20 protein-coding genes are annotated in these 26,491 nt (G+C 71.3%); 10 read left to right on the top strand and 10 right to left on the bottom strand.

Annotated elements, in window-relative coordinates; translation table 11 throughout:
* Positions 1-12: 12 nt before the first annotated feature.
* From BN39_RS06910 to BN39_RS06920, 3 genes are all read left to right on the top strand, one after another.
* Positions 13-696: a TIGR00266 family protein gene (locus tag BN39_RS06910; protein ID WP_019201649.1), complete on the top strand. Its 684-nt coding sequence runs from the start codon at positions 13-15 to the stop codon at positions 694-696.
* Positions 697-812: 116 nt separating this feature from the next.
* Positions 813-2,594: a BCCT family transporter gene (locus BN39_RS06915; protein WP_081585948.1), complete on the top strand. Its 1,782-nt coding sequence runs from the start codon at positions 813-815 to the stop codon at positions 2,592-2,594.
* 10 nt (positions 2,595-2,604) lie between these two features.
* Positions 2,605-4,098 carry a carboxylesterase/lipase family protein gene (locus tag BN39_RS06920; RefSeq protein WP_019201651.1) on the top strand — a complete coding sequence of 498 codons (1,494 nt, stop codon included), beginning with the start codon at positions 2,605-2,607 and terminating at the stop codon, positions 4,096-4,098.
* Positions 4,099-4,135: 37 nt separating this feature from the next.
* On the opposite strand, the gene BN39_RS06925 is transcribed toward BN39_RS06920, so the two are convergent.
* From BN39_RS06925 to BN39_RS06940, 4 genes are all read right to left on the bottom strand, one after another.
* Complete coding sequence (locus tag BN39_RS06925; RefSeq protein WP_019201652.1) at positions 4,136-4,726, bottom strand: N-acetyltransferase; 591 nt, start codon at positions 4,724-4,726, stop codon at positions 4,136-4,138.
* 278 nt (positions 4,727-5,004) lie between these two features.
* A complete protein-coding gene (locus BN39_RS06930) occupies positions 5,005-8,289 on the bottom strand; it encodes an arabinosyltransferase domain-containing protein (RefSeq protein WP_019201653.1) in 3,285 nt (1,094 codons plus the stop codon).
* On the bottom strand, positions 8,289-11,660 hold the full coding sequence (locus tag BN39_RS06935; RefSeq protein ID WP_019201654.1) for an arabinosyltransferase domain-containing protein: 3,372 nt from the start codon (positions 11,658-11,660) through the stop codon (positions 8,289-8,291). Before BN39_RS06935 ends, BN39_RS06930 begins: the two co-directional genes overlap by 1 nt.
* A gap of 122 nt (positions 11,661-11,782) precedes the next feature.
* Positions 11,783-15,037, bottom strand: coding sequence for an arabinosyltransferase domain-containing protein (locus BN39_RS06940; protein ID WP_040765960.1), 3,255 nt, complete (start codon positions 15,035-15,037; stop codon positions 11,783-11,785).
* Positions 15,038-15,248: 211 nt separating this feature from the next.
* Here BN39_RS06940 and BN39_RS06945 point away from each other — a divergent pair, with 211 nt between their 5' ends.
* Together BN39_RS06945 and BN39_RS06950 are read left to right on the top strand one after the other, a co-directional pair.
* Positions 15,249-15,674 carry an ImmA/IrrE family metallo-endopeptidase gene (locus tag BN39_RS06945; RefSeq protein WP_019201656.1) on the top strand — a complete coding sequence of 142 codons (426 nt, stop codon included), beginning with the start codon at positions 15,249-15,251 and terminating at the stop codon, positions 15,672-15,674.
* Positions 15,671-16,714, top strand: coding sequence for a hypothetical protein (locus BN39_RS06950; protein ID WP_019201657.1), 1,044 nt, complete (start codon positions 15,671-15,673; stop codon positions 16,712-16,714). Before BN39_RS06945 ends, BN39_RS06950 begins: the two co-directional genes overlap by 4 nt.
* 25 nt (positions 16,715-16,739) lie before the next feature.
* Here the strand turns inward: BN39_RS06950 and BN39_RS06955 are convergent, their stop codons facing one another.
* Positions 16,740-17,054: a hypothetical protein gene (locus tag BN39_RS06955; protein WP_019201658.1), complete on the bottom strand. Its 315-nt coding sequence runs from the start codon at positions 17,052-17,054 to the stop codon at positions 16,740-16,742.
* A 209-nt stretch (positions 17,055-17,263) separates the two neighbouring features.
* Between BN39_RS06955 and aroQ the strand changes: the two genes are divergently transcribed.
* The gene (aroQ, locus tag BN39_RS06960; protein ID WP_040765966.1) at positions 17,264-17,704 is read left to right on the top strand and encodes a type II 3-dehydroquinate dehydratase; all 441 of its coding nucleotides are present in this window, start codon (positions 17,264-17,266) and stop codon (positions 17,702-17,704) included.
* Between the two features lie 75 nt (positions 17,705-17,779).
* Here aroQ and BN39_RS06965 read toward each other — a convergent pair whose 3' ends face one another.
* The gene (locus tag BN39_RS06965; RefSeq protein WP_019201660.1) at positions 17,780-18,358 is read right to left on the bottom strand and encodes a TetR/AcrR family transcriptional regulator C-terminal domain-containing protein; all 579 of its coding nucleotides are present in this window, start codon (positions 18,356-18,358) and stop codon (positions 17,780-17,782) included.
* A gap of 40 nt (positions 18,359-18,398) precedes the next feature.
* Between BN39_RS06965 and BN39_RS06970 the strand changes: the two genes are divergently transcribed.
* The 4 genes from BN39_RS06970 (at position 18,399) to BN39_RS06985 (ending at position 20,749) form a co-directional block, all read left to right on the top strand.
* Entirely contained in the window at positions 18,399-18,962 is a 564-nt protein-coding gene (locus BN39_RS06970) for a biotin transporter BioY (protein WP_019201661.1), read from the top strand.
* Positions 18,959-19,651 carry an energy-coupling factor ABC transporter ATP-binding protein gene (locus BN39_RS06975; RefSeq protein WP_019201662.1) on the top strand — a complete coding sequence of 231 codons (693 nt, stop codon included), beginning with the start codon at positions 18,959-18,961 and terminating at the stop codon, positions 19,649-19,651. The genes BN39_RS06970 and BN39_RS06975 overlap by 4 nt, the downstream gene beginning before the upstream one ends.
* On the top strand, positions 19,648-20,223 hold the full coding sequence (locus BN39_RS06980; protein ID WP_019201663.1) for an energy-coupling factor transporter transmembrane protein EcfT: 576 nt from the start codon (positions 19,648-19,650) through the stop codon (positions 20,221-20,223). The genes BN39_RS06975 and BN39_RS06980 overlap by 4 nt, the downstream gene beginning before the upstream one ends.
* Before the next feature lie 184 nt (positions 20,224-20,407).
* Positions 20,408-20,749 (top strand): hypothetical protein, encoded by a 342-nt coding sequence (locus BN39_RS06985; protein ID WP_019201664.1) that lies wholly within the window; start codon positions 20,408-20,410, stop codon positions 20,747-20,749.
* Between the two features lie 103 nt (positions 20,750-20,852).
* Here the strand turns inward: BN39_RS06985 and BN39_RS06990 are convergent, their stop codons facing one another.
* The 4 genes from BN39_RS06990 to BN39_RS07005 form a co-directional block, all read right to left on the bottom strand.
* Positions 20,853-22,517, bottom strand: coding sequence for a TIGR03767 family metallophosphoesterase (locus BN39_RS06990; RefSeq protein ID WP_019201665.1), 1,665 nt, complete (start codon positions 22,515-22,517; stop codon positions 20,853-20,855).
* A 177-nt stretch (positions 22,518-22,694) separates the two neighbouring features.
* Positions 22,695-23,717: an iron-siderophore ABC transporter substrate-binding protein gene (locus BN39_RS06995; protein ID WP_019201666.1), complete on the bottom strand. Its 1,023-nt coding sequence runs from the start codon at positions 23,715-23,717 to the stop codon at positions 22,695-22,697.
* A gap of 46 nt (positions 23,718-23,763) precedes the next feature.
* Entirely contained in the window at positions 23,764-24,591 is an 828-nt protein-coding gene (locus BN39_RS07000; RefSeq protein WP_040766798.1) for an SDR family NAD(P)-dependent oxidoreductase, read from the bottom strand.
* A gap of 2 nt (positions 24,592-24,593) precedes the next feature.
* The gene (locus BN39_RS07005) at positions 24,594-26,465 is read right to left on the bottom strand and encodes a galactan 5-O-arabinofuranosyltransferase (protein WP_019201668.1); all 1,872 of its coding nucleotides are present in this window, start codon (positions 26,463-26,465) and stop codon (positions 24,594-24,596) included.
* Positions 26,466-26,491: the final 26 nt, after the last annotated feature.

A 26,491-nucleotide genomic window follows, 5' to 3' on the forward strand; every position in this document is an offset into this window, starting at 1 on the left:
TAGGTTCGACGCATGCAGGTACAGCTCCGGCACAACCCGTCCTTCTCGATGGCCCGGTGCCACCTGGCGCCCGGCGAACCGCTCACCGTCGAATCCGGCTCGATGGTGGCCCACTCGGCCGGGATGCACCTCCAGTCGCAGTCGCAGGGCGGCATCATGCAGGGCCTCAAGCGCAGCCTGCTCTCCGGGGAGTCCTTCTTCGTCTCCACCTTCACGGCGCCGCAGAACGGCGGCTGGGTGGACCTCGCGGGCGTCCTGCCGGGCGACATCGCGCAGATCCCCATCCAGCCCGACCGGCCGTACTACATCACCCGAGGAGGCTGGCTCGCCAGCTCGTACGGCGTGCAGACCACGACCCAGTTCGGCGGCGCCAAGACGTTCTTCGGCGGCGAGGGTGCGTTCGGCCTGCAGGCCGCGGGCCAGGGCGAGGTCCTGGTCGCCTGCTACGGGGCGATCGACGCGCTCGACCTGCGGCAGGGCGAGCAGGTGGTCATCGACACCGGCCACGTGGTGGCGTACGACCTGGGCATCCAGTTCACGATGCGCCGCGCGGTCCAGGGCAAGTGGATCCAGTCCATGAAGTCGGGCGAGGGCATGGTCTTCGAGTTCACCGGGCCCGGCCGGATCCTGTTGCAGACCCGTAACCCGAAGGGCCTGGAGGGGTGGGTCCGATCGGTGGTGCCCTCGTCCGGATAGCCACTGGTAGGGGCGATGCGCAGGGAATTCGCCGCAGGCTAGTGCGTGGGATACGCAGTCGCAAGTCTTTCGTGGAGATTTGGTGAACGGCACACGTCCTGTGATCTAGTGGTCGCATGGCTACTGTTAGTAACGAGACAGGAAACCATCGCCGGACTGACTGGGTCGTGTTCGGCGTGACGGCGGTGGCGGTTCTCGCATTCGTCGTCTGGGGTTTCCGTGATTCGGATGGGTTGAAGCAGACGACCTCCGATGTTCTCACCTGGATCATCACTGATTTGGGCTGGTTGTTCCTGATTTCAGCCAGCCTCTTCGTACTGTTCGCCATCTTCCTCGCGGTCTCCCGCTTCGGTCGCATCCCGTTGGGCCGCGACGGGGAGAAGCCCGAGTTCAAGACGGTCTCGTGGATCGCCATGATGTTCAGCGCGGGTATGGGCATCGGGCTCATGTTCTACGGCGCCGCGGAACCGATCGCGCACTTCGTCAAGGCGCCTCCGGGCACCTCGAGCCACGACGTGGCGGTCGCGATGGCGACCACAATGTTCCACTGGGGATTCCATCCCTGGGCCATCTACGCGGTGGTCGGTCTGTCCATCGCGTACAGCACCTACCGGTGCGGCCGCAGCCAGCTGATCAGCTCGGTGTTCGCCCCGATCTTCAACAAGACCGGCGGCGAGGGCGTGGGCGGCAGGATCATCGACATCCTCGCCATCTTCGCCACGCTGTTCGGCACCACCGCCTCGCTGGGCCTGGGCGCCGCCCAGGTGGGCGCCGGCCTGGAGAACCTGGGCTGGGTCGGCGACGGCTCCGCCAAGCTGCTGCTGGTCGCGATCATCGCCGTGCTGACGCTGGCCTTCGTGGCCTCGGCCGTCTCCGGCATCGCCAAGGGCATCCAGTTCCTGTCGAACACCAACATGGTGCTGGCGCTGGTCCTCGCGGTGTTCGTGTTCGTGGTGGGCCCCACGGTGTTCATCCTGAACCTGATCCCCACCACGATGGGCGCCTACGCCGCCGACTTCATGGACATGTCGGCCCGCTCGGCCGCCAACCAGCCGGAGGCGGGCGAGTGGCTCGGGACGTGGACGATCTTCTACTGGGCGTGGTGGGTCAGCTGGACCCCGTTCGTCGGCCTCTTCCTGGCCAAGATCTCGCGCGGCCGCACCATCCGCGAGTTCGTCATCGGCGTGATGGCCGTGCCGACGCTGGTCTCGCTGGTCTGGTTCGCGGTCTTCGGCGGCACCGCCATCAACCAGGAGCAGGGGGGACTGGGCGTCAGTAAGGCCGCGAACGAGGAGCAGTTGCTGTTCGATTCCCTCGCGCACCTGCCGTGGCCGTCGATCACCGCGTTCCTCGTGGTGCTGCTGGTGGGCATCTTCTTCGTCTCCGGCGCCGATTCCGCGTCCATCGTGATGGGCACCCTGTCCCAGCGCGGTGCGGAGGAGCCGAACCGGCTGATCACCATCTTCTGGGGCGTGCTGACCGGCACCGTGGCGGCGCTGCTGCTGTACGTGAGCGGCGACGACGCGCTGACCGGCATCAAACAGATGGCGATCATCGCCGCGGTGCCGTTCCTCGTGGTGATGGTCGGCATGTGCGTGGCGCTCATGATGGACCTGTGGCACGACCCGCTCATCGTCGCCGAGCGCACGCACCGCGACGAGCTGGGCGAGCGCATGCGCTGGCACGCCAACACCCTTGCGATCACCGACGATTCGACGGACGTGCTGCCGTCGGAGGACCTGCCGGTGTACTCGGACGGCACGGTCCCCGAGGACCTGTACCACCCGACGCTCACGGGCGAGTTGGTGACCATCGAGGTCTTCGACGCCGACAACCTCGTCAACGGCGACGCGGACAAGGGAGGGGATTCGGCCTCGGAGGAGGCGGCTCCCCGGTAGACAGGGAGGCATGGACGCCTCCTCCGTCACCGTCGACATCACGCCCGGCCGCCTGCGCGGCACCGTCGAGAACGGAGTGACCGCGTTCCTGGGCGTACCGTACGCGGCGCCGCTGAGCGGGCAGGACTGGTTCCTGCCCGCTCAGCCCGTTCCGGGGTGGGACGGGGTGCGCGATGCCACAGCGTTCGGCGCGACGGTGCCCAAACCCGGCTATCAGGGCCCGGTGGCCCGGATCCTCACGGCCGAGCCCGATTTCCCGGGGCCCGAATGCCTCAACCTCAACGTGTGGACACCGGCCACCGACGGCTCCGCCCCGGTGTTCGTGTGGATCCACGGCGGCGCCTTCCGCAACGGCAGCGGCCGCAGCGGCTACTACAACGGTTCCGCCTTCGCCCGGGACGGCGTGGTGTGCGTGAGCATCAACTACCGGCTCGGCGCCTACGGCTTCCTCGACACCGGCGACGAGCACACCAACATCGGCCTGCGGGACCAGATCGCGGCGCTGGAATGGGTCCGCGACCACATCGCGGCGTTCGGCGGGGACCCGTCGCGGGTGACCGTCGCGGGGGAGTCCGCGGGCGGGATGAGCGTGGGATCGCTGCTCTCCTCGCCGCGCGCGGCCGGATTGTTCTCCCAGGCGGTGCTGCAGAGCGGCGCGGGCCACCACGCGCTCACCCGGCCCACCGCACAGGCCGTCACCGCGGCCCTCGCGGAGCGGCTGGGGATCCCACCCACCCGGGAGGCCTTCGCCGGCGTCGCCGCGGATGACCTGATCGCCGCCTCCTCCGCGCTCGACATCGAGGTCCAGCAGAACCCGGACCCGGCCCGGTGGGGCGAGATCACCACCAACGTCATGCTTTTCGAGCCGGTGATCGGCGACGACGTGCTGCCCCGGCTGCCGATCGACGGGATCCGGGACGGCGCGGGCGACGGCGTCCGGATCCTGGTGGGCTCCAACGCCGAGGAGATGCTGTTCTTCCTCGCGCCCGGCGGCGTCGTCGACCTCATGCCGCCGGAGGCGGCGCTGGGGATCGCGGCCGGCTACGGCCTGCCCGATCCTGCGGCCGCCGCCGCGGTGTACCGCGACGGCGACGCGGATCTGCCCGGCGGACAGCTCGTCTCACGGATCATGACCGACTGGTTCTTCCGCATCCCCGCGGTCCGGCTCGCGGAGACCAGGCCCGGACTCGCGTACGTCTACCGGTTCGACCACCGCTCCACCGCGCTCGACGGTGCGCTCGGCGCCTGCCACGCCGTGGAGCTCCCGTTCGCCTTCGACGCCCTCGGGGCCGACGGCGTCGAGGCCCTCACCGGGCCCAACCCGCCGCAGGTCCTGGCGGACGAGATGCACTCCGCGTGGGTGCGATTCACCCGCGACGGGGACCCCGGCTGGCCGGCCTACGGCGCCGCGCGCTCCGTGCGGGTGTTCGGCGACGGGGCCGAGGGCACCGTGATCGACGACCTCGACGGTGCTACCCGCGTCCTCTGGGAGGGAGTGCGTTAGGCACCTCCGAAGGGGCGCGCCCGTCCCCGGGCCGCGTTCAGCGTTCGGAGCGGTACATCGGGATCAGCGCGGGACCCCCGTGCGGAAGCCGGATCGGGCTGAGCGGTTCGAATCCGAACCGTTGGTAGAGAGGAACATTGCGTGGGTTGCTCGATTCCAGATAGGCCGGCGCGGAGACGTGCCGCAGGCCGTACTCCAGCAGCGTCGAACCGATGCCTCGGCCCGTGGCGACCGCGCCGAGGGTGGAGAGGTACCAGTGCGGCACCCGGGGGCGGCGCTCGCCGAGCGCCTTCGCGAGCGTCGCACCGCGGGCGAAGCCCGTCGTGGTGCCGGCCAGGAGCACCGGCAGGGAGGCGACCCGGCGCAGCGGGGACGGCTCGTATCCCGGCGGATCCCAATAGGCGGCGCCCACCGCGATTCCGCCCTCGGACAACAGGTGTCCCGTGCCCGGTGCGCCGTGCGAGGCCAGGTACACGCCCGCGAAGACGGCGCGGTCGCCCCACCGAGCGGGCTGGACCCACCGGATCACCGGATCGTCGGCGAAGGCTCGAGCGAGTACGTCGAACGAGCGCCACAGAGTCCGCGTGGTCACCACGTCGATCCGGCGGTCGTTCCCGTCCTTCTCCATGCCTCGAAGCTACGCCCGCCCGCGTCCTTCCGCCGTGCCCGCGCCCGGTGACCCGCCGCCCCGTCCCCCGGGGCCTTCGTCCCGCGTGGCTTCGTCTCCCCGCCGGGAGAAGGCAGCCCCGTCGTATTTCGGCGTCCCCCATGAAACTGGGGCCGCTACGCCTTAAAACAACCGGGACACCTTCTCCCGGCGGGGAGACGGAGCTCGGCTGAGCCCCGGCTGAGCCCGGCGGGGCCGACGGTGCGGGCCTCGACGGTGCCGGGGTCGGGCGGGGCGGGTCAGTAGTCGGCGGAGCGCATGGGGCCCGGTGTGTACCAGCCGCTGCGGGTGGCGGAACCGATGTCCAGCTGTGCGGGCTCGGCCTTCGTCCACGGTGTGTACCTGGTGATCGTGCCCCAGTCCATCGCCCACTTGCCCTTGAGGTAGCTGGGCACGATCTGCTCGTGGTACATCGCGTCCGTCACGCCCAGCGGGCCGCCGGTCTTCCAGCCCTGCCACGTGTTCGACGTGGTCCGGGTGGCGCCCGCGTCGGGTGCGATCCGGTACTCCGGGCGCTCGAACACGCCGTTCACGGCCCGCACCTGACGCTGGCACGGGAACGCGAAGGCCACCATGAAGTCCAGGGCCACCACGGTGTCGCGGCCGAACACCTCCTGCGCGGTGGACATCGTCGTCATCCGCGGCGGCGTGATCGCCACGAACTCCGAGGACGGCACTGGATCGTCGATCACCACGCGCACCGTGTTCGCGCCCCGCGGCAGGTTCTCCGTGGGGAAGCGCAGGTTCCGCCAGTCGGCACCGGACCACGCGTCCAGCGGCGCCAGGCGGCCCAGGGGCTGCACCGCGCCGTCGGCGGACCGTCGGCCCGCCTCCAGCATCAGCGTGCGGCCCGGGCGCGGGACCCCGTTGAGGCCCGTCGCGGCGGCGGAGCCCGCCACCGAGAGCGTGACCAGCGGTGTGCGGTCGGTGATGGGACCCAGCTGGTACCAGTCCGTGGTCAGGTTCGCGAGCCCGGTCGCGCCGAACGAGCCCAGCACCGGGGTGGTGGCCGGGTTCAGGCCGAACGGCAGCGGCACACCGTCGGTCTTCGGATCCGGATTGCGCTTGCCGCCCACCACTTCCGGCACGTCCATGTTCGTGCTGTCGGTGTTGTGGCCGGGGTTCGACTTGACCGGTGTGACCGACGACGGGACGCCCGTCGGGGTGAACCCGGTGGAGCGGCCGGCGAGGGCCTGCGCCGCCGTGGGCACCGACCCGTCCGGCCGGGGAGCCGGCTTCAGCTGCCCCTGGTTCGGGTCGCGCTCCATCAGCACGTAATCCGCCATCGAACACGTGTCGCCCTGCAGCGCACGGGCGTTGGAGGCGGTCCAGGAGAAGCTTCCGCGCTGCGCGTACGCGCCCTTGGCCATGGTGCTCACGTCGAACAGCACCATGATCATGGTGAGGATCGCCAGCGTCGGCAGCCCGCGCGAGGCCTTCTTCGTGGGCTCCGGGCGGTAGTCCCTCTGATAGTGCAGCCACAGCCCGTAGAGCGCCGTGATCACCGCGGCCGCGAACAGGACCCAGGAGATCTTCACCCCCGCCAGCTCGGGCGGCATGTTGTTCCACGGGATGCCGTAGGTGCCCACCCAGTAGTAGCCGACGCGCGCGGCGAAGGACACCGCCGCCACGAGCAGTGCCGCCGCCGCGAAGAACACGCGGTTGCGTTTCGAGCGCATCATGGGCGCCATCGTCATCGTCGCGGCCACCGCGGCGATGCCGGCCGCGTACCCCGCGAACAGGCCCAGGTGGTGCGTCCACTTGGTGGGCGTGAACGCCAGCAGCACCACCGTGGCGAAGAAGACCGCCATCAGGCGCCACACGGGTCCCGCCGAGATGCCCGACGGGCGCTTGCGGCGCAGCATGAAGGTGAGCACCGTGAGCAGGCACAGGAACGCCGTGAGGACGCCGATGCGGCGCACCGCCGAGCCGTCCTCGGTCTCCAGCATCAGGTAGTAGTAGCGGACGCCCTCCTCGTACCAGTCGAGGGTGGGGCCGGTGATGCCCTTGACCTTGATGGCCTCCCGCAGCGCGGCGAAGCTCGGCGTGAAGGAGGCGTAGAACAGGTACGCCATGCCCGAGGCCAGGATCGGCGCGACCAACGGCAACAGCCCGTCGCGCTTGCGGCGCTTGACGATCCGCGTGACGATCTGCCGGGACGCCGCGAGCAGCGCGGCGACGGCGATGAGGCCACCGGGGGCCGCGCCCACGCACAGAGCGGCGCACGGCACGGCGATCGCCACCGGCAGCAGGCGGCCCGTGGCGATCGAGCGCTCCACCGACACCCAGGTCAGCAGCGAGAACAGCACCACCACGGGCTCGGGCCGCAGGCCGTTGTTGAGCGGCAGCCACACCAGCAGGAAGCCGCCCGCGCCCGCCCACAGCGCCGCCGGGTTGTTGCGCACCGCGCGGCCCAGCCGGGGGATCATCTCGCGCGAGATGATCAGCCACGTCAGCAGGCCCATCGCCAGGCCCGGCAGGCGCATCGCGGGCGCCGCCGTGGTGAAGTGCGAGATGGCCGTGAACAGGTAGTCGTTCCAGCCGATCGGGTTCTCCGGCACGCCGAAGCTGCGGAAGTAGTTGATCAGGTAGCCGCTGTACTTCGCCTGCGTGGCCATGGTGATCTGATAGCCGTCGTCCGACGTGTTCGGCCCGATCAACCACCAGATTCCCAGCACGCCGATCACGGTGAAGTCCACCGGCCGCGGCCGCAGCCAGCCCGGCGGCATGATCCGCACGTGCCCGCGGCCGTCGCGCAGGTCCAGGAAGCCCAGCGCCACGAGCGACAGCAGCATCGACCCGATGCCCACGACGATCGCGATCAGCTTGATCGTCGACGGCTTCGTGTTGAACCGGGTGTCCACCTGGGTGGACACGTCGATCCCCGCCGTGGACGCGGTGTCCGGGAGATCGGTGTAGAAGCCGGTGATCTGGGGACGCAGGTTCGGGTCCGCCACGCTCTCGTGGCCCTCGTTCGACGAATGCGCACCGTCGGGCAGGCCCGTGATGCTGGCGGTCGTCTTCTCCGGGGTGGACACGAAACCGATCGCGCAGCCCTCGCCGCCGCGCGCCACGTCGGCGCGGTTCGCCGTGGCCAGCGCCACGTCGCGGTCGGCGATGATCACGTTCTTGGTGTCGGCCTTGATCGCCAGGCCCTGCAGGCCCGGGCGCGGGCCGTCCTCCGGCAGGGTGCGCAGCAGCGTGCCGCCGTCCCGCGGCAGCTCGTTCACCAGCGAGCAGGGCAGCGACACGTCGAGCCGGACGGGCGCGTACGACACCAGCGGCGCATCCACGTTGGCGACGCGACCGTTCTGCGGCCAGTGCACCGCGGCGGTGGTCTCCTTCACCGGCAGGAACGGCGTGAGGCAGGCCAGGACGAAGCCGAGCAGGCCGGCGACGGCGGCGACGATCCGCCACTTCCCGTACCGCTGCTCCGGCGGCACGGCCGCGCCCTTCCGGGCCTTCCCCGTCGTGGCGGCGTCCCCGCCGGACGGCGCCGAGGAGGTCGAGTGCTCGCTGGTCATCAGTTCCTCACCGTCTGGTTCGTCAGCGCCCGGATCGGGCCCTCGCGCCACCAGCCGGACCGCGTCCGCGTACCGGTCGACACCTCGGCCTGCGGCGCGTCGTCGACGAGGGGCTCGTACTGCTGCAGATCGCCCCAGTCGCGGGCCAGATCGCCCGTCATGTAGGTCGGCAGCGTCGTGGTCCGCAGCAACGTGTCCGGCGCCGTCAGAAGGCCGCCGGCCTCCCGCGCCTGCCACGTGCCGGACGTCGACAGCGCGTCCTTGCGGGTCGGCAGGACGCGCCACTTCGGCAGCTCGTAGACGCCGTTGCGGATCGCCATCGGCCGCTGGCACGGGAACTGCTGTCCCACCAGCAGATCGAGCAGCACCGGATCGTCGCTGCCCACCACGTCCTGCAGCGTCCGCAGCTTCGGGACGCGCGGCGGGGTCACCGCAACCCACTGCTGGGCGCCCAGGTTCGGATCGTTGACGTGGATCCGCACCACGTTCGCCGTCGGCGGGATCGCGCCCATCGGCACCCGCAGGTTGCGCCAGGGCTTGTTCGGGCCCGGATCGATCGGGTCGATCGAACCGCGCGCGCCGATCGACCCGTCGGGGCGGCGCTCCGCCCACTCCAGGTTCACCTGCTGCCCGTACTGCTTCTCGCCCGTCGGGCCGACCGAGGAGATCGCGCCCGAGGCGGCGAACGCCACCAGCGGTCGGTCCGCGGTGCGCGCCGGCAGCGTGTACCAGTCGCTGAACAGCTCAGCCGGAACCGAGTTCTGGCCGTACGAGCCCACCACCGGCGTCCGCGCCGGGTCCAGGCCGTACGGCAGGGCCGCGGTGCTGCCGTTGACCGTCTTCGGGCCGGAGCCGCCGCCCGTGCCGGCCGTCGCGGCGGTGGACGTGAACGGCGACGTGATCGGCGAGGCCATGTTGATCTGGCCCGGCGCCGAGCTGATCGGCAGCGGCTTGAGCTCGCCGGGGATGCCCGTCGGGAGGAAGCCGCGGCTGCCCTCGCCGACGAGGGCGTCGCCCGCCGGGCGGCCCTCCGCGGAGTCGAGGATGTCCGAGCTCGGGTCGGTCTCGACCATCACCTTCGAGGCCATGCCGCACTCGTCGCCGCGCAGCGTGTCCAGGTTCCCCTTGGCCACGGTGTACGTGGACGGGTTCGAGACCATCGCCTTCGCGAAGATCGCACCCTCGCCCAGCACCAGCAGGCCCAGCACCACCACGAGCGGCACCGAGGCCAGCTGGAGCCGGCGACGGCCCCGTCGGGCCAGCTCCTGCTCGGCCTTCGTGTGCGAGGCGAGCTCCGCATCGTCGGCGTCGACGATCGCGTCGTCCGCGAGGCCGCCCTCGCCGCGCCGGCGGAAGTCGATCCGGAAGTGCTGCCACGCGGCGAGCGCACCTGCCAGCCCTGCGAGCACCAGGCAGGCCGTGCTGAAGGTGACGCCCGCGACCTCCGGCTGGCGGTCGAACCACGGCACGCCCCACGCGTAGGGCCACGGCCACAGGTTGTAGCCCGCGAACGCCGCCGCCAGCGCGAACAGCATGCCGCACAGGAAGAAGGTGAAGTTCCGGACCGAGGTGCGCGCGGCCTCGACCACCGCCACCGTCGTGACCGCGGCCAGCGCCGCCGCGAACCCGGCGTACACGCCGAAGTGCACGGTCCACTTGGTCGGCGTCAGCGACAGCAGCGCCGCGGCGATGAACACCGAACCCACCAGGCGCCACACAGGACCGGGATCGAGGCGCAGGATCCGGGTGCTGCGCAGCATCACGAACAGCACCACGAACAGGCACACGATGAGCAGATAGATCGGCACCCTGCGCACCAGCGAACCGTCGGTGGTCTCCGCGGTGAGGAAGAAGAAGCGCAGGTACTCCTGCGTCCACGGCGCCGCCGGACCCACCTCGAGCCGGATCCGGATCGCCTCGGCCACCGAGGCCAGCGACTGGTCCCGGAAGGCGACCGGCACGATCACCGCGGCGGCCGCCAGCACCGGCAGCACCAGCGCGGCCAGGCCCGCCTCCTTCCGCCGGGCGACGAGCATCCGCAGCACCGCCGCCGACGAGGCCAGCAGCAGCGCCACCGCGATCACGCCCTGCGGCGCCAGGCCGAGCGTGAGGCCCGCGGCCATCGCCGCGACCGCGGCGGGCAGCGCGCGGTGCGTCGCGACGGCCCGCTCCACGGCGGCCCACGTGATCATCGTTCCCAGCACGATGATCGGCTCGGACCGCAGGCCCGAGTTCAGCGGGAACCAGAACGCCAGCAGCATCGCCGCGGCCGCCCAGATCGCCACCGGGTAGCGGCGGATGCCCGCGCCGAGGCGCGGCAGGATCACCCGCGACAGCAGCAGCCAGACGCCGATCCCGGCCACCAGCACGGGGATTCGCATCCACAGCGCGCCCGCGCTGATCGTCGACCAGTGCGAGAGGAACGTGTAGTACCAGTCGAACGGCGCCTCCGGGGCACCGAAGAAGCGGTAGTAATTGGCCGTGTACCCGGCCTCCTGCGCCACCTTGCCCATCGACAGGATGTAGCCGTCGTCCGAGCCGCCGCCGCCCAGGAACGACCACAGCACGAGGCCGCCGATCGTCGCCACGTCGACGGGGCGGGGGCGCAGGAGCTGCGCCCACGACCGGCCCGGGGGCCGCCGGTGGTGCCCGAATCCGCGGTCCAGCATCCACAGCGCGACCAGCGACGCGAGCACGGCGAGCAGTCCGATGGCGATCGCGAGCGTCTTCAGCGGCGCCGCCGACAGCTCGAACCGGGTGTCGACATCGGCGTGCAACCGCATCCCGGGCCCCGCGGCCGCGACCTGCTCGGGGGTCAGGGACGTGAACACGCCGCCCACCACGGGGCGGTTGTCCGTCGACGTGGTGCCCCGCACGTCGGTGCCCTCGAACGCCGCGCCCACGTCGGCCATGGAGGACCACAGCCGCAACTGCGAGCAGTTCCGCACGTGGTCCAGCGGCGCGGAGGCGATCACGGTGTTGCGGGTCGAGACGGTCACGCTCTGCCCCGGCCCCGGGGAGCCGACGGTGACGTTCAGCCCCAACTCACGCGCGCCGGAGGAGCCGGGCGGGAGGGTCGAGAGCACCGTCCCGCCCGTCGGCGCGAGTCGCGCGAACGCGGCGCACGGCACCGTCGCCCGGAGATCGGCGGGGGCCTGCGAGACCAGCGACGCGGTGACGCTCGCGCTCTCGGCGCCGGGACGCGACTGCGGCCAGTCGACGGCGGCGGTGGCCTGCTTGACCGGCAGGAGCGGAGTCAGCAGGCACAGCAGAAGGCCGACGGCACCGGCGACGACCGCGACGAGACGCGCGGCCGCGATGCGGCGCGGAGAGCCGGGCTCCTGACCGGAGCGAGACGATGGCACGGACACGGGTGCTCATGGTATGCCAGGACACCCCGTGTTCCGAGCCGCGGCCCCGCCACCTGGGCGTTCGTTCAGGGGATTCTCAGCAGGAGGCGTGCGCATCGTCAGGAACCGGCGGCCCCGCCGAATCACGAATCCGTCTTGTCCTTGCGGATCGGCGCCTCCGAATGCGTGCCCCAGATCGTCCGGCTGCCCAGGGAGAGATCCGCCTTCCGGGCCGGCACGTAGGGCGCGAAGCGCATCACCTCGCCGAAGTCCTGGCCCAGGTCGCCACGGAGGTACGCGGGGATCTTCTCCTGCTGCAGCAGCATCTGCGCCCAACCCAGCGGGCCGCCGCCGAGCGTGCCCTCCCACTCGGTGGTCACCGGCGACAGGTTCTGATCGGGCGAGATCCGCCACAGCGGCACCTCGGCGACGCCGTCGCGGTGCCCGAACGGCCGCTGGCACGGGAACGACAGGCCCGAAGTCCAGTCCAGCAGCACCGGATCGGACGAGCCCACCAGCTCCTGCGCCGTCACCAGCTTCGACATCCGCGGCGGGGTCACCGCCAGCCAGTGGTCGATCGCCAGATCGTCGTCCTTGGCGACCACGCGGACCGCGGTGGCGTTCTCCGGCAGGTCCGTCCGCGGCATCCGCACGTTCCGCCACGCCGGCTTCGGGCCGATGTCGATGAACGGCTTCTTCCCCGCGACCCGCATCGGCGCGCCCGGCTTCGCCGCGTCCGTCGAGTACTCGAGGTACAACTCGTCGTTGGTGAACTTGCCCGCCGCCGACATCGTGATGAGGGGCCGGTCGCCCGTGGCCGCGGGCAGCGGATACCACCGGGAGACGATCTGCGCCCGGAACTGATCCTCCTGCGCGTAGGAACCGAGGACCGGCGTCCGCGCCGGATCGAGCCCGTACGGCAGCTTCATGTGCGAGCCGTTGAGCCCGGCGGTCGAGGTGCGGCCCGACGTCGTGTCCTGCGGCAGCCGCGTCATCGCGTCGAGCGAGGTCGACGAGTCGTCCGTCGCCGAGGAGGTGGTCGCGTTGATCACCACCGGCACCCCGTCGGGCGACACCCCGACGGTGCCCGGCCCGCTCAGGCCGTCCCGCGGGGCACCGTCGAGCGGGGTGAGCAGCCCCGTCGTCGGGTCCGGCTCGGTGAGCACGAAATCGGCCATGTTGCAGCCGTGGCCCGCGACGGCGCGCAGGTTGGCCTTGCCGTTGGAGTAGGAGGAGTACTGGGTGAGCGTGGTAGTCGCGACCATGGAGCCCACGCACAGCAGCACGACCGCGCCCGCCGCCCACGTGACCGGCGACTGGCGGCCGAAGAACGCGCTCGTCCGCGCCACGAGGCGCGGCGTCGGCGGCGGATCGGGCTCGTGGAAGTGCAGCCAGCCCGCCGCGACCACGGAGAGGACGGCGGCGGCGAAGAAGATCCCGCCCAGCGCCAGCACCGTCGACTCGCCCCAGGGCACTCCGTAATTGCTGGCGTACCACCAGCCGTTGGGGCCGCTGAACGCGAGCCCGAGCACCAGGAACACCGCGCCGGCGCTGAGCGCGCGGTTCCGCGGGCTGCGCATCGCGGTCGGGGCGATCGCCACCGCGGTGAGCGCCCCGAGGGCCCCGGCCAGGCCCGCGAACGCGCCGAACTGGTGCGTCCACTTGGTCGGGGTGAACATGAGCAGCAGGAAGCCGCCGAAGGTGACCGCGACCAGGCGCCGGCTGGGGCCCAGCGCGGCGCCCGGGATCCGGTTCTTGCGCAGCGTGATGGCCGCGGCGAACAGCAGGCAGAGCAGCGTCACGAGCACCGCGAACCGTCGGGCCACGCCCCCGTCGGCCGTGAACGTGAACAGGGCCGAATACCGGTCGATCTCGTTGAACCACTGCTTGGTCTCGACCACGGTGCCCACGGAGGACTGCATCGCGGTCTTCGCGAAGAACGCCGTGACCGTCAGCTTGGAGAAGATGATCGGCACCAGCAGCACGCCGCCGGCCAGCACCGGCGCGATGTTCGCCAGGACGCTCAGCCGGACCCCGACGGTGCCCCGCCGGGCCCGGGACAGGATCCGCCGGCCCATCGGCCGCACGCCCGCGAGCAGCGCCGCCACGGTCATGATGCCCGTCGGGCCCGCCGCGACCGTCCACCCCGCGGCGATCGCCGCGGCGGCGAACGGCAGGACTCTGCCGGTGGCGATCCCCCGCTCCACGGAGCACCAGGTCAGCAAGGCGCCGAGCGCGATGATCGGCTCCGGGCGCAGCCCGTTGTTGAAGGCCATCCAGTACACGAGGAACACCCCGGCGGCCGCCCACAGCGCGAAGCTCGAGCGCGCCGCCCGGCCCAGCCGGGGCACCACCTCGCGGCTGATGATCAGCCACGTCGCGATCCCGCAGAGCAGGGCGGGAAGCCGCACCCACGGGCTGGACGTGGAGAGATGGGACAGCCAGGCGAAGGCCTGGTAGTACCAGCCGAACGGCGTCTCGGGTGCCCCGTACCAGCGGTAGTAGTTGGCCGTGTAGCCCGCTTCGCTCGCGGTGCGGGCCATGGTGAGGATGTAGCCGTCGTCCGAGGTGTTGGCGCCGATGAAGTGCCAGGTGATCAGCAGCGCGATGACGGTGCTGTCCAGCTTGCTCGGCCGCCACCAGCCCTCGGGCAGCACCCGGCGGTGCCGCCGCCCGTCGGCGGCGGCGTCCAGGCGGTGCAGGGTGACCAGGCTCGCCAGGATCAACCCGACGGCCAGCACGATCGTCGCCCAGCGCAGGAACGACGGGGTCGTGGTGTACCGGGTGTCCACGTCGGCGTGGAACCGGATCCGGGTGGCGTCCGTGACGGGCCCGGCGAGATCGGAGTACACCCCGACGGTCTGCGGGCGGTAGTCGAAGCCGTTGTCCTTGCCGCCCTTGATCGGCGCGCCGTCGGGCCCGGTGACGCCCGTGACCTCGGCCTCGACGGTCTCCGCGTCCCCGCGGAAGCGCACGGTGCGGCAGTCCGGGTTCGCGAGCGTCGCCGTGTCGACGCTGATCAGCGGGGTGTTGCGGACCACCACCTGCAGCGCGGCAGGCCGGCCCTCGCCGCCGCCGTTGACGGCGATCTGCAGGCCCCGTCGCACGGTGTCGGGCGAGCCCTTGGGCCCCGTCGCCACCAGGGTTCCGGTGCCCCCGGGCAGCGCCGCCGCCGCGGAGCACGGGAGCGTCACGTCGAGCCGGTCCGGTACGTAGGAGACGAGCGGGGCGGTGACGGACTCCAGGGAGTCGCGTTGCGGCCACTCCAGGGCGGCCGTGGTCTGTTTCACCGGCATGAACGGTGTGAGAAGCGCGAACAGGACACCGAGCACGCCGGTCACGGCGGCGGTCCACGCCGTGACGCGGGCTGCGCGCGGTGCGTTGGGCTGATCGGGCACCCCGCGAGTCTAGACGCCGACCCCCGCGTGGCGAGTGCCGGTCCGCCACCCCGGCGGCCCCGGCGGGGGCCCGCGACCTGCGGGGTTGCGGCCGGGGCGATCCTTGTGCAACACATGGTCAACGCACATTGCGTTCAGGTATTGACAACGCGGGGTTCCGAACAGGCGCTTGGAGTACGACGAACTGACGTTTGGACGTAAAGTTCAGGTCATGAGGGGCATCGACCGTGCGACGCGCGCAGTGCGCGACGTTCTGCGTGTCGTGACCCCGGAGAAGGGCGCGGGCCCCGGCACCGTCGCCGAGGTGGTCGCCGCGTACGCCGACCGCCGCGGCCGGCCGATCGAGATCAAGCGGATCACGCTGGAGGTCGGCGTCTTTGGGATGTGGTTCGCCTCGGCCGAGCGTGACGTCCTGGTCGTCTCCACCGGGGTGGCCACGTTCGACCAGACCCTCGCCCACGAGTTCGGCCACTTGGTGCTGGGGCACGACGCGGGCTGCGACGCCGACCCGGACGAGGGGCGGGCCGTCAAGCGCGAGGTGGAGGCGGAGTCCTTCGCGACGCTGCTGGTCCGCCGGGTCAACGCCGGGCACGCCATGGGCCGCGTCCACTCCGTGGTGGACGAGCTGCTCGGATGATCGCGACCCTCGTCGCGCCGATCCTCTGGTTCGGCGCGCTGGAACGTCTCGGCCGGTGGCAGAGCCATCGCAACGCCCCCGCAACCGCGGGCCTGGTCACGGCGGTCGCCCTGGCCCTCATGCTCACGCTCGACACGCCCCTGGTGCGGGAGGCGTTCGTCGGCGCCGGCCTCACCGTGTCCGAGGTCATCACCATCGAGCGGATCCTGCTGCTGGTGGCGTGCTTCGGCGCCCTCGTCTTCGCGTTGGCCCTCGACGGGCGGCTGACGCCGGTCCGGGCCGCGGTCCGGGCCGTCCCGCTGCTGTTCGCCGGGGTCGTCGTGGTGGTCAACACCGTGCTGACGAGGTTCGACCCCTCGACGGCCGACGACGTGCTGCAACTCGCGGTGGAGAACGCGCTGGTCTACAGCTGTCTCGCGGCCACGGCCCTCGGCGTCGCGCTGTCCAGTTGGCGGGCGTCGCAGCGGACCCGGGTGCACCGGGTGCAGCTGCAGGTCCTGGCGCTGGGCGGGATCGTGCTGGCGGTGGTGGCGGTCGCTAACGTCATCGCGGGCGGCTTCCTACTGCAGCAACTGCAGGTCAGCGTGTGGGTGCTGCGGGTGAACCGGGCGATGCTGGGCGCGGCGTTCGCCGGTTGGACGCTGGTGCTCATGGCGTCGTGGCTCGGCTCGGCGCTCATCGCGTCCCGGGAGTGGCTGGATTTCCGGCCGGCGTTCGAGCAGGTGCACGAGCTGTTCCCGGATCTCGAGCCGGTGCTCCGGCCGGGCGGAGGGTGGGTCGAGACCGCCGACGCCCGCGCGATCGTGCTGCTCGACGGGTGGGCGATGCTGGCACGCCCGGGGGAGGCGCTGCACGCGGACGAGTCGCCCGCGGATCGCGCCCGGGCGGTGGCGCAGTGGCTGGATCAGACGGCGCCCTACAGCTCGATCTCGTCGGCCGATCTGGCGCCGCCGCCGGGGTGGCGCGCGGCGCGGTGGACGTCCGCGGTGACGAAAAGGGCCCAGCACACCCCGTCGCCCCTGTTGGAGCGGGTGCGCTGAGCCCGTTTTCGACGTGCTCGTACCGCTACTTGGCGGTGCGCTCCTGATCGTCGGCGGCCTCGAGCTCCGCGAGGAGCCCGGCGAGCGTCGCACGACGGTCCGCCGACAGCTTCGTCGAACGACGAGCCATCTCGAGCATGCCGGCCTCGCGGAGTTCGCGGGTCAGCTCGAGGTCGCCCAGGACCTCGCGCTCGTACAGCGGATCGGAGAAGTATTCGGCGCGCACACCGAAGGTCTGCGCGATGGACGCCACCATGTCGTACGCCGGGCGCGAGCTACGGCCCGAGCGCAACTGCGACAGATACGGAACGGACAGCTTGCCGCCGTTCTCCTCCACCATCCGGCAGAATTCCGACGACGTATAGGGCCCTCGGTCTGCGGGATGGACGACCTCGAAAAGTCGATTCAGCTTGGCCGCAAACGTTGTCATGGAGCCCTCCCTTCCTGCTTGCGATCACAGGTGACATTACATGAATTGCTCGTCAGATGCGCATGCCGTGGGATAACTATCCCAAATGGATTCGGCACGGGCGGCTAGGCTCGGTATCCATGAGTCCCCGCGTACTGGTGCTGAACGGACCGAACTTGAACATGCTCGGAGTTCGTCAACCGGAGGTGTACGGAAGGAATTCGTACGCCGATATCGTCGCCGTTTGTGAACGCGCCGCGGAGGCCCGCGGGGCCGTCGCGGAGGTCCGCCAGACCAACGACGAGGCGGAGATGATCGGCTGGATCCACGCCGTCGCGCGGGAGAAGTCGTTCGATGCGATTGTTATCAATCCGGCGGCGTGGACTCACACGTCCGTCGCGCTGGCGGATGCGCTCGTGATCCCGGAGGTCCCGGTGTTCGAGGTGCACATCTCCAACGTGCACGCCCGCGAGGCGTTCCGGCACCACTCCTACGTCTCCCCGATCGCGGCGGGCGTGATCGCCGGCTTCGGCATCGCGGGCTACGGGCACGCGGTCGACAGGGCGGTCGACAGGGCCTGAGCACGGCCCGTCGCCGGGACGTCCCGTCGGCCGCCGGGCCGGTCCCCGACGGTCCGCGGCGCACCGTCGGGCCTCTCAGTCCCCGGGCAGCCGGGTGCGCAGTCCGTCGACGACGAGATCCACGCCGCCCGCGAACTCGCGGTCCGTGGCGGAACGGTCCAGGTCCCCGGCGGCGGCACCGGCCTCGGCCATCGCCTCCCGGGTCTGCTCCTCGAAGGTGAACCCCACGACGAAGTGGGTCAGGGTGCGGGCGACGGAGGCGGCGTCGGCGGGCTTGGCGCCGGCGGAACGGGCGATGTCGGCGATCTGCTCGTGCAGGTTGCGGGTGCCCAGCCGGGAGGCGAGCGACGCCGAGACCACCTCCGCCCCGTCGCGGTGCCGCTTGAGCACGCCGCGCAGGGCGTGCGCGTACCCCGTGAGCTGCCGGTCCCAGCGCATCCGGGATTTGGACGCGGCGGCGGCGAGCGCGGGGTCGGCGAGGATGGTGTCCGCGATCGCGGCCAGCAGCGACTGCTTGTTGGGGATGTGCCAGTACAGGGCTCCGGGTGCGACCCCGAGGTCGCCCGCGACGCGGCGCATCGTCAGATCGGGAAGGCCCACCCGGTCGAGGACGCCGATCGCGGAGGTCAGCACGTCCTGTCGGTTGATGGCCACGGATTTGACTGTAGCCGAGCACCGGATTACTTCTTGAACCGTGTTCAACGCTGCGACGTATCGCGCCACCCCCCGGGACCTGGCCCTGATCGCGATGTTCACCGCGCTCACCGCGGTGCTCGCGCTGCCCACCATCACGATCAGCGGGATCGCCCCGATCACGCTGCAGACGCTGGGGTTCATGCTGGCCGCCACGCTGCTCGGGTTCCCGTGGGGCGCTGCCTCGGTGGCGCTGTACGTGCTGCTCATCGTGATCGGCCTGCCGATCGGCGCGGGCGGCCGCGGCGGCCTGGCGGTGCTCACCGGCCCCACCGGCGGCTTCCTCGTCGGCGCGATCGTCGGCGCGCTGATCACCGGGTGGCTGGTGGACACCTGGGGCCGGACGAACCCGCTGAAGATCGCGCTCGCGAACGTCATCGGCCTGATGCTGATCGTCTACGCGGTCGGCCTGCCGTGGCTGGGCTGGCGCACCGGATCGGGCCTGTTCGCCAAGCTCACGCTGGGCCTGCAGTTCATTCCGGGCGACTTGATCAAGGTCGCGATCACCGCGCTCGTCACCGTCACGGTGGTGCGGGCCTATCCGAAGATCGCCCAGAGACCGTGATCGTCCTCGACGACGTCTGGCACAGCTACGACGACCGGCCCGTCCTCCGGGGCGTGTCGGCCGAGCTGTCCGAGCGCCGGATCGGGATCATCGGGGCGAACGGCTCCGGCAAGTCGACGCTGGCGCGGACCTTCAACGGGCTCGTCGTGCCGGACCGCGGCACCGTCGAGACCCTGGGGCTGGACGTGCGCCGCAAGCGCGCCGAGGTGCGTGCGCAGGTGGGGTTCATGTTCGCCGACGCGTCGGCGCAGATCGTCATGCCGACCCCGGCGGAGGACGTGGCGCTGTCGCTGCGCCCGCGGGGCCGCCGGCGGCGGGGCGGGCCCGACGGTGCCGTGGCCGCCCGCGTCGCCGAGGTGCTGGCCGAGTTCGGGCTCGCCGATCACGCGGACGCGCCGGCGCAGTTGCTGAGCTCGGGGCAGAAGCAGATGCTGGCGTTCGCGTCGGTGCTGGTCACCGAGCCGAAGATCCTCGTGTGCGACGAGCCGACCACGCTGCTGGATCTGCGGAACGTGCTGCTGGTGCGGAGCCGGCTGGCCGCGCTGGAGCAGCAGGTGATCCTGCTGACCCACCATCTGGACATGCTCGACGACTTCGACCGGGTGCTGGTGATGGACGACGGGGCGGTGGTCTTCGACGGTCCGCCCGCCGAGGCCGTTCCCTTCTACCGGGAGCTGGCGGCGCGATGATCGGGCAGTACGTCCCGCGCCGGTCGCCGCTGCACCGGCTGCCGGCGGGGGTGAAGCTGCTGGCGATGCTCGCGCTGGTGACGTTCCTGGCGATCGTTCCGCGGCCGGCGCCGCTGGCCGTGTCAGCGCTGCTGGTGGCGGCGCTGTTCCCGGTGGCGCGGCTGCGGCCCGTGCACCTGTGGCGGGCGCTGCGCCCGGCGCTGCTGTTCGCCGCGGTGCTCACGGGCTTCTATCTGGTCAGCCGGGGCTGGCCCGACGGTGCGCGCGCCGCGATCGGCCCGGTGGGGCAGCTGATCGTGGGCGTGCTGGCGGGCAACCTGCTGGTGTTCACCACTCGGGCGACGGACCTCGCGTCGCTCGCGGGCCGCCTGCTGGGGTGGCGGGTGGAACTGCTCATCGCGCTGACGGTGCGTTCCATCCCGGCGGTGATCGCGATCGTGCGGCAGTCCCGTGAGGCCGAGTGGGCCCGGGGCCGCCGCGCCTCGCTCGTCCGGGTCCTCCCGACGGTGCTCATCCGCCTCGTCCGCGATGCGGACCTCCTCGGCGAGGCCCTCGCCGCCCGGGGCCTGTAGCTCCCGTCGGCGGCGCGCCACCGACGGCGGGAAGTGGGACGCGTTTCGTGCTCGATCGCGCCATCGCTGGGACGGTCGTGCGACATCTCCGGACGAGTGTGGTCGGTGTCGCACAGGTCGTGCGGCTGATCGACGAATGAGGAGATGCACCATGCGATCGAGCTTTTCGCGAAGGAATCGGATCATGACGGGGATCGCCGGCTCGGCGGTCGCCGCGGGCGCGCTGCTGGGTGGAGTCGCTGCGGCGGGTTCGGCGAACGCCGACCCGGGCTTCGATCCGAGCACGCTGCCGAGCTGCCTGGACTTCGTGGCCGAGGACGGCTCGAAGAAGCCGTGGCCCGAGGGGCTGCAGGGCTGTAAGCCCGTGGACATCTACGCGCCGGGTATGACGCTGGCGCAACGGAAGGCGTTCGTGAACTCGGAGTCGCCGAACTACGCGCGGATCATCGCGGACCTGGACGCGAAGTTCGACGCGGCGGGCAACCCGAAGAGCGGCGGTTACCCGGTCACGCCGTGGGACAAGTGATCCGCCGACAGGGTGCGCCCCGGGGGCCGGTGACGTCCTCCGGCGCGCGGGAGCGCTCCCGGAGCCGGGGTCCGTCGGGATCCCGGCCCCGGGGGGCGGCGCGTCAGCGGAGCGGGTGGGCGAGGAGCAGCTCGCAGTTGCGGTCGGCGACGGCGCCGAGCTTGTCGTCGTCGCGATGGATGTCGTTGTAGGCCAGCTCCCGGTAGAGGCTGGCGAGGCCGGGCGCGCTGAGGTCCGACGGGTTCGCCGTGACGGGGCTGTCGGCCTCGATCAGCGGGGTGAACATGCTGATCGTCCCGTCCCGGTTGTCGGTGACCTCGATGATCCGGGCCAATTGCGGGAAGTCGACGTGACTCGCGGTGTTGATCTCCCAGAAGCTCTGCTTGGGCGTGGGCCCGGGGTGCGCGATCATCTCGTTCTTGTGGGTGTGGCCGTTGACCCATGCGATCACGTTGGTGTGCTGGGCCAGCGTGGAGACGAGAACGCCTCCGTCGTACTGCTTCTCGCCGGGTTCCTCGGGGTCGGGGAGTTTCGCGGTCATGGTGGTCGACGTGTGGTGGCTGAACACGATGATCAGTTGGTCCGGGTGCGCCTTGAGCTGCGCCACGAGCCACGCGAGCTGCTTCTCGCCGATGGTGCCCTCGGAGAGCCCGAGGTTGTTGGTGGTGTCGAGCGCGATGCCCAGGACGCAGGGCGCCATCTGGAAGGTGTACCAGGTGGGGCCGTCGGGGCTGGAGAACCCGTGCCCGACGGGGCCGGGCCCGGTGACGGCGGGATCGAAGTGCCGGCGCACGAACTCCCTGGGGCTGAACGGCGTTCGCTTCGGGTCGACGGTGGCGGGAACGACGGGCCCGGACAGTTTGAGCTTGGTGAGCATCGGGCCGAGCTGCGACGGGTCGCTGGTGAGTGCCCGCGCGATGGCGAGCGCCGCGGGATCGGTGTGCGGGATGTCGAGCTTGACGGGCGAGAGGTAGAGCCAGTCGGCGACGCCGTTGGGCAGGGTGCCGAGCAGCCCGTCGTCGTGGTTGCCGACCACGGCGTACCACGGGGTGCGCAGGCCGGGGCTGGTGTGCGCGCCGATCGCGGCGCGGTGGAACCCGGGGATCTGCAGGAATCCCTTGTCCTTGTACATGTCCCAGTACGGCGATTCCGCCTGCCAGTACAGGGCGGCGCCGTGCGCCTCGAGGCCCTCGAAGCGATCGGGGGCACCGGTGTTCGGTACGATCGTGCCACCGGAGAGGACTGTCTGGAACCAGTTGAGTTCGGCCAGTTCTCGGTTGTCGGTGTTATCGCCGGTGGTGATGACGCAGTCGAACGGACGGCCGGTGAACGGGCCGCCGCGCAGGGCGTTGATCCGCTGCACCAGCGCGACGGCGCCCTGGGTGGTCAGGGTCTCCTGCGGACGGTAGGCGGAGCCCTGGAAGGGGTGCACGAACTCGAACCGGGCGGGGCTCTGTGCGTCGACGATGTGCATGTCGGTGAGCTGCACGAAGGACGCGAGCGGCGTGCGCGCGGTCTCCCGCGCGGCGCCGGCCGTGGCCAGCTCCTGCCGGACGTACAGCGGCCAGGCGGCGCCGGGGACGAGGGGGCGATAGCCGCCGGCGCGCGGCGCGCCGGGCACGCTGACCCGCTCGAGGGTCGTGCCGGCGATGTTCGCCGCGGCCGCTGCCGCGGGCTCGGCGGAGGCGAAGCGGCTGGTGGCGGCCGTCGCCGCGGCGGCGGTGACGGCGGCGGCGCCGGCTCGGAGGAAACTGCGGCGGGTGGTCATCGGGCGACCCCCGCCCCGTCGGCGATACGCATACCCCTGTTGTTCACAGGCGTACCGTACACACCATTAGTCACATGCGCCTCGCGAGTCTCGCCGCGTCGGCGGGGCCGAATCGGCCATGCGACGGGGGATTCGCGGACACCGGCCGGGCGGCGCGTCCGCGAATCCCCGGCGCCGCTACTTCGCCAGGAAGTCGCCCAGCTGCTGCACGATGAGGTTCGCGCCGGTCGGGCCGAGGCCCAGGTACCAGACGTCGTCCTCCACGCGGAACGCCTTGCCGCGCTGCACCGCGCCGAGCTGCCCCCACGCGGGATTCGCCAGGGCGGCAGCCTCGCCGGTGGCCTCCGGGGTGCCGTAGCTCGAATAGAACAGGTAGTCGCCGTCGGCCTGCGGCAGGTTCTCCATGGAGATCTCGACGGCCAGCTCGTCGACGTTCTGGTTCGCGGGGCGGGTGAGCCCGGCGTCCTTGAGCACCACGCCGATCAGCGACTTGTTCGCGTACAGGCGGATCTTGCCGGGGAGGAAACGCACGAGGGAGATGGTCGGCTTACCGGACACCTTGGTGCTCAGCGCCTTCGCGTTGTCGGCGTAGGTGTTGAGCGCGTCCACCGCCTTCTTCTCCTCGCCCAGTGCCGAGCCCGCGAGGCGGAAGTTCTCCTTCCACGGGAACCCGGGCCGGATCGACAGCACGGTGGGGGCGATCGCGTTGAGCTTGTCGTACAGCTTGTCCACGCGCAGCTGGCTGCCCAGGATCAGGTCCGGCTTGAGCTTGGCGATGGCCTCGAGGTTCACGCTCTGGATCTTGCCGACCTTCTCGATGCCCTGCACCTTGTCCGCGAGGTAGGAGGGCACGGAGGACGAGCCCTCGGTCTCCACCATGCCGACGGGCTTGATGCCCAGCGAGAGAACCGAGTCCAGCTCGCCGGTGTCGAGGACCACGACGCGCTCGGGCTTCTTCGGGATCTCGGCGACGCCGCGGGCGTGTGTGACGGTGCGCGGGAAGACCCCGGGCGCGGCGTCACTGCCCAGCTTCGCGGTCTCCGCATCGGCGGTGCCGAACCGCTCGCCGCCGGTGGCGACGTCGGCGTTCCCCGAGTTCTTGTCGGGGGAGTCGGAGTTCGAGCAGGACGCGATGCCGACGGAGGCGGCGAGCAGGACGACCGCGGGCGCGAGGCGGCGGGCGACGGATCGGGTTATCACGGGCGTAGCGTACTCGATGATTTAGGGTAGGCAAACCACGCTTAGGTCAGGTAAGCGATGAGATCGCGCGGTCGGACGCGGTGGGGGAGAGCAGGTCGACCACCGGGAGCACCGCGCGCAGCGCCGCCGGCGACACCTCGACGGGCTGATGCGTCACGGCCCGCAGGATCCACCGTCCGGCCTCCACCGGGTCGAGAGCTCCGGCCTCCGCGTATTCCGCGGTGGGCGCGATCATCTCGGTGCGCACCAGGGGGAAGTAGACGTTGGTGGCGTGCACGCCGGGATGCGGGCGCTCGGCGTTGAGGCTGCGGCCGAAGATCGCGAGCGCGCTCTTGGACGCCGCGTACGCCGAGAACCGCGGGAAGGTGTTCGCCAGCAGGCCCCACGTGCACACGTTGACGATCTGCCCGCGGCCCCGCTCGATCATCCCCGGCAGCACCCCGAGTGAGAGCTGCACGGCGGCGAAGTAATTGAGGTTCATCGTGCGCTGGTAGTCGTGGAACCGGTCGGTGGAATCCACGATCGTCCGGCGGATGGAGTGCCCCGCGTTGTTGATCAGCACGTCCACCTCGCCGAGGTCGGTGAGTAGGCCGTCGATCGACGAGGTGTCCGTCAGGTCGCACACCCGGTACTCGCCGCCCGTCAGCTGGCACAGGTCTTCGAGCTCGGATTCCCTGCGGGCCACCGCGATCACGTGCGCGCCGCGCTCGGCGAGCAGCAGCGCGGCCTCGCGGCCGATGCCCGCCGAGGCCCCGGTGACCACGATCCGCAGGCCGTGCAGCGTCCGGCCGCGGCCGGACAACGCCGCGTCCAGCGCATCGGGCAGCAGGCTTCGGCGTTGCAGGAGTTCCTGGACGGAGCGGCGAACGGACACGGTCACTTCCTCACGATCACGACGAACGGGCCGACCTCGCCGGCGACGAACCGGGGGTCGTCGAAGAGCTTCTCGGGGAACGTCACCGTGTACCGGCGCACGTTCGGGTCGTTGGGGTACACGTCCTCGGCCAGGCGCAGGGCGAGCCCGTCGGACGACCGCCGGAACACGAAGGCCGACGGTGCGCGCCACGGAGTCTCGTCGAGGGCGGTCAGCAGTTCCTCGGGGGTGGACAGCTTCGCCCAGTCCTCGATCGCCTTCGACCGGGCGCCGAACTGCGCCAACGGGTTCGCGTAGTTCGAGGTGAGGTTCTGGAAGCCCCAGTACGGGTACACGGCGAGGAAGCCGTAGTCGGCGGTCAGCACCACCGTGTCGGTGCGGTCCTTGCCGGTGGTGGCGCGGATCTTCTCGTCCACCTCGCGGTAGGAGGCCTCGGCGCCGGCGGGACGGCGGTCGCCGCGCTGGCCGTTGCCGTCGGTGTCGGAGTAGGCGATCGCGATCTCGCCCGCGAGCTGCGCCGGGATCGTCTGGGAGACGCCGATCGCCGCCACCGCGGCCAGGACGACGGCCGCCTCGCGGTACCGCGGATAGCCGCCACCCAGCGATCCGGAGAGGGTGACGGCACCCAGCGCGCCCGCGGCCGCGAGCAGTACGTGCAGCACCGGTTCGGTGCGGAAACCGAGCAGGGTCGTTCCGGCGACGGTCACCACCATGGACAGCAGCGCCCACAGGTAGACGCCCACGATGCCGATCCCCAGCGCCTGCGCGTCGGCGCACGTGCGCGCCTTCACCAGCACCCAGATCACGCCGATCAGCGCGAGCGCGCCGATGAGACTGACGTGCAGCATCGGCATCGGCAGCACCGATCCGGATTCGGGGAGGTAGTGCAGGGCCGAACCGCTGGAATCGCTGGGCTCGCGGAGCATCCGCAACAGGTACGGGGCGTACGCGGGGAGGCCGATCGCGATCGAGACCACGCCGACGCCGGCGACCCGGGCCGGGATCCGCCAGTCGAAGGCCTTGTCCCGCAACCACCGCGCGGCCAGCGCGACGACGCCCATGAGCACCACGGTGAACGCGGCGACGCCCAGGTAGAGGGTGTAGAACCAGACCGCGAGGCCCAGGTACACCGCGGTCAGAGCGAGTGCGAACCGGTCCCCGCGGGTCAGCCCGCGCCACGCCAGGATGAGGACCGGAGGCAGCAGAACCGTGACGACGGCGCCGTACGGCTCGGCGGAGCCGTAGAGGAGCATCGCGATCGTGGTGGCGAGCGTCGCCGCGATGGCCCGCGCGGGGCTCACGACGGCGAGCCACAGTGCCAGAGCCACCGAGGCGGCGACCGCGAGGGAGATGATCGACCAGGGCTGGAACGCCTCCCAGCCGTCGAGGCCGAAGATCCGGGCGAACCTGCCGCCCAGCCAGAACCAGCCGGGCGAGTAGAACGGCGGCATATCGGCGTACGTCATGTCCGCGAGGCGCGGCGAGGACGTGAACCGGGTGAGGAACTCGGTGCGGAACTGCTGGTCGACGGAGATGCCGCCCAGGTAGAGCTTGGTGCCGCCCAGCGGCAGGCCCAGCGTGGCGGTGACGAACCCGGCGACGGCGACGTAGGAGACGATCCGGGCCGCGCGAGCGGCGGACCGTCGGGCCCGGGTCGCGACGAACGCGCACACCGTGAGCAGGATGATCGCGCCCACCTGGGCGACGGTCGCGAGCGACCGCGTCACGTTGGAGCTGCTGTACGCGGGCCATTCGACGGATTGGATCGCGTACCACCCGACGACGCCGACCGCCGCCGCGATGATCACGGCGGCGGCCAGGTCGAGCGCGAGATCCCGGGCCCTGGGGGCGGGGGCGGAGCTCGGCGAAGTCACGCGGTCAGACTAGACGGTGGCCGCGC

It is taken from the genome of Tsukamurella sp. 1534 (assembly GCF_000312385.1).
Lineage (GTDB): Bacteria > Actinomycetota > Actinomycetes > Mycobacteriales > Mycobacteriaceae > Tsukamurella.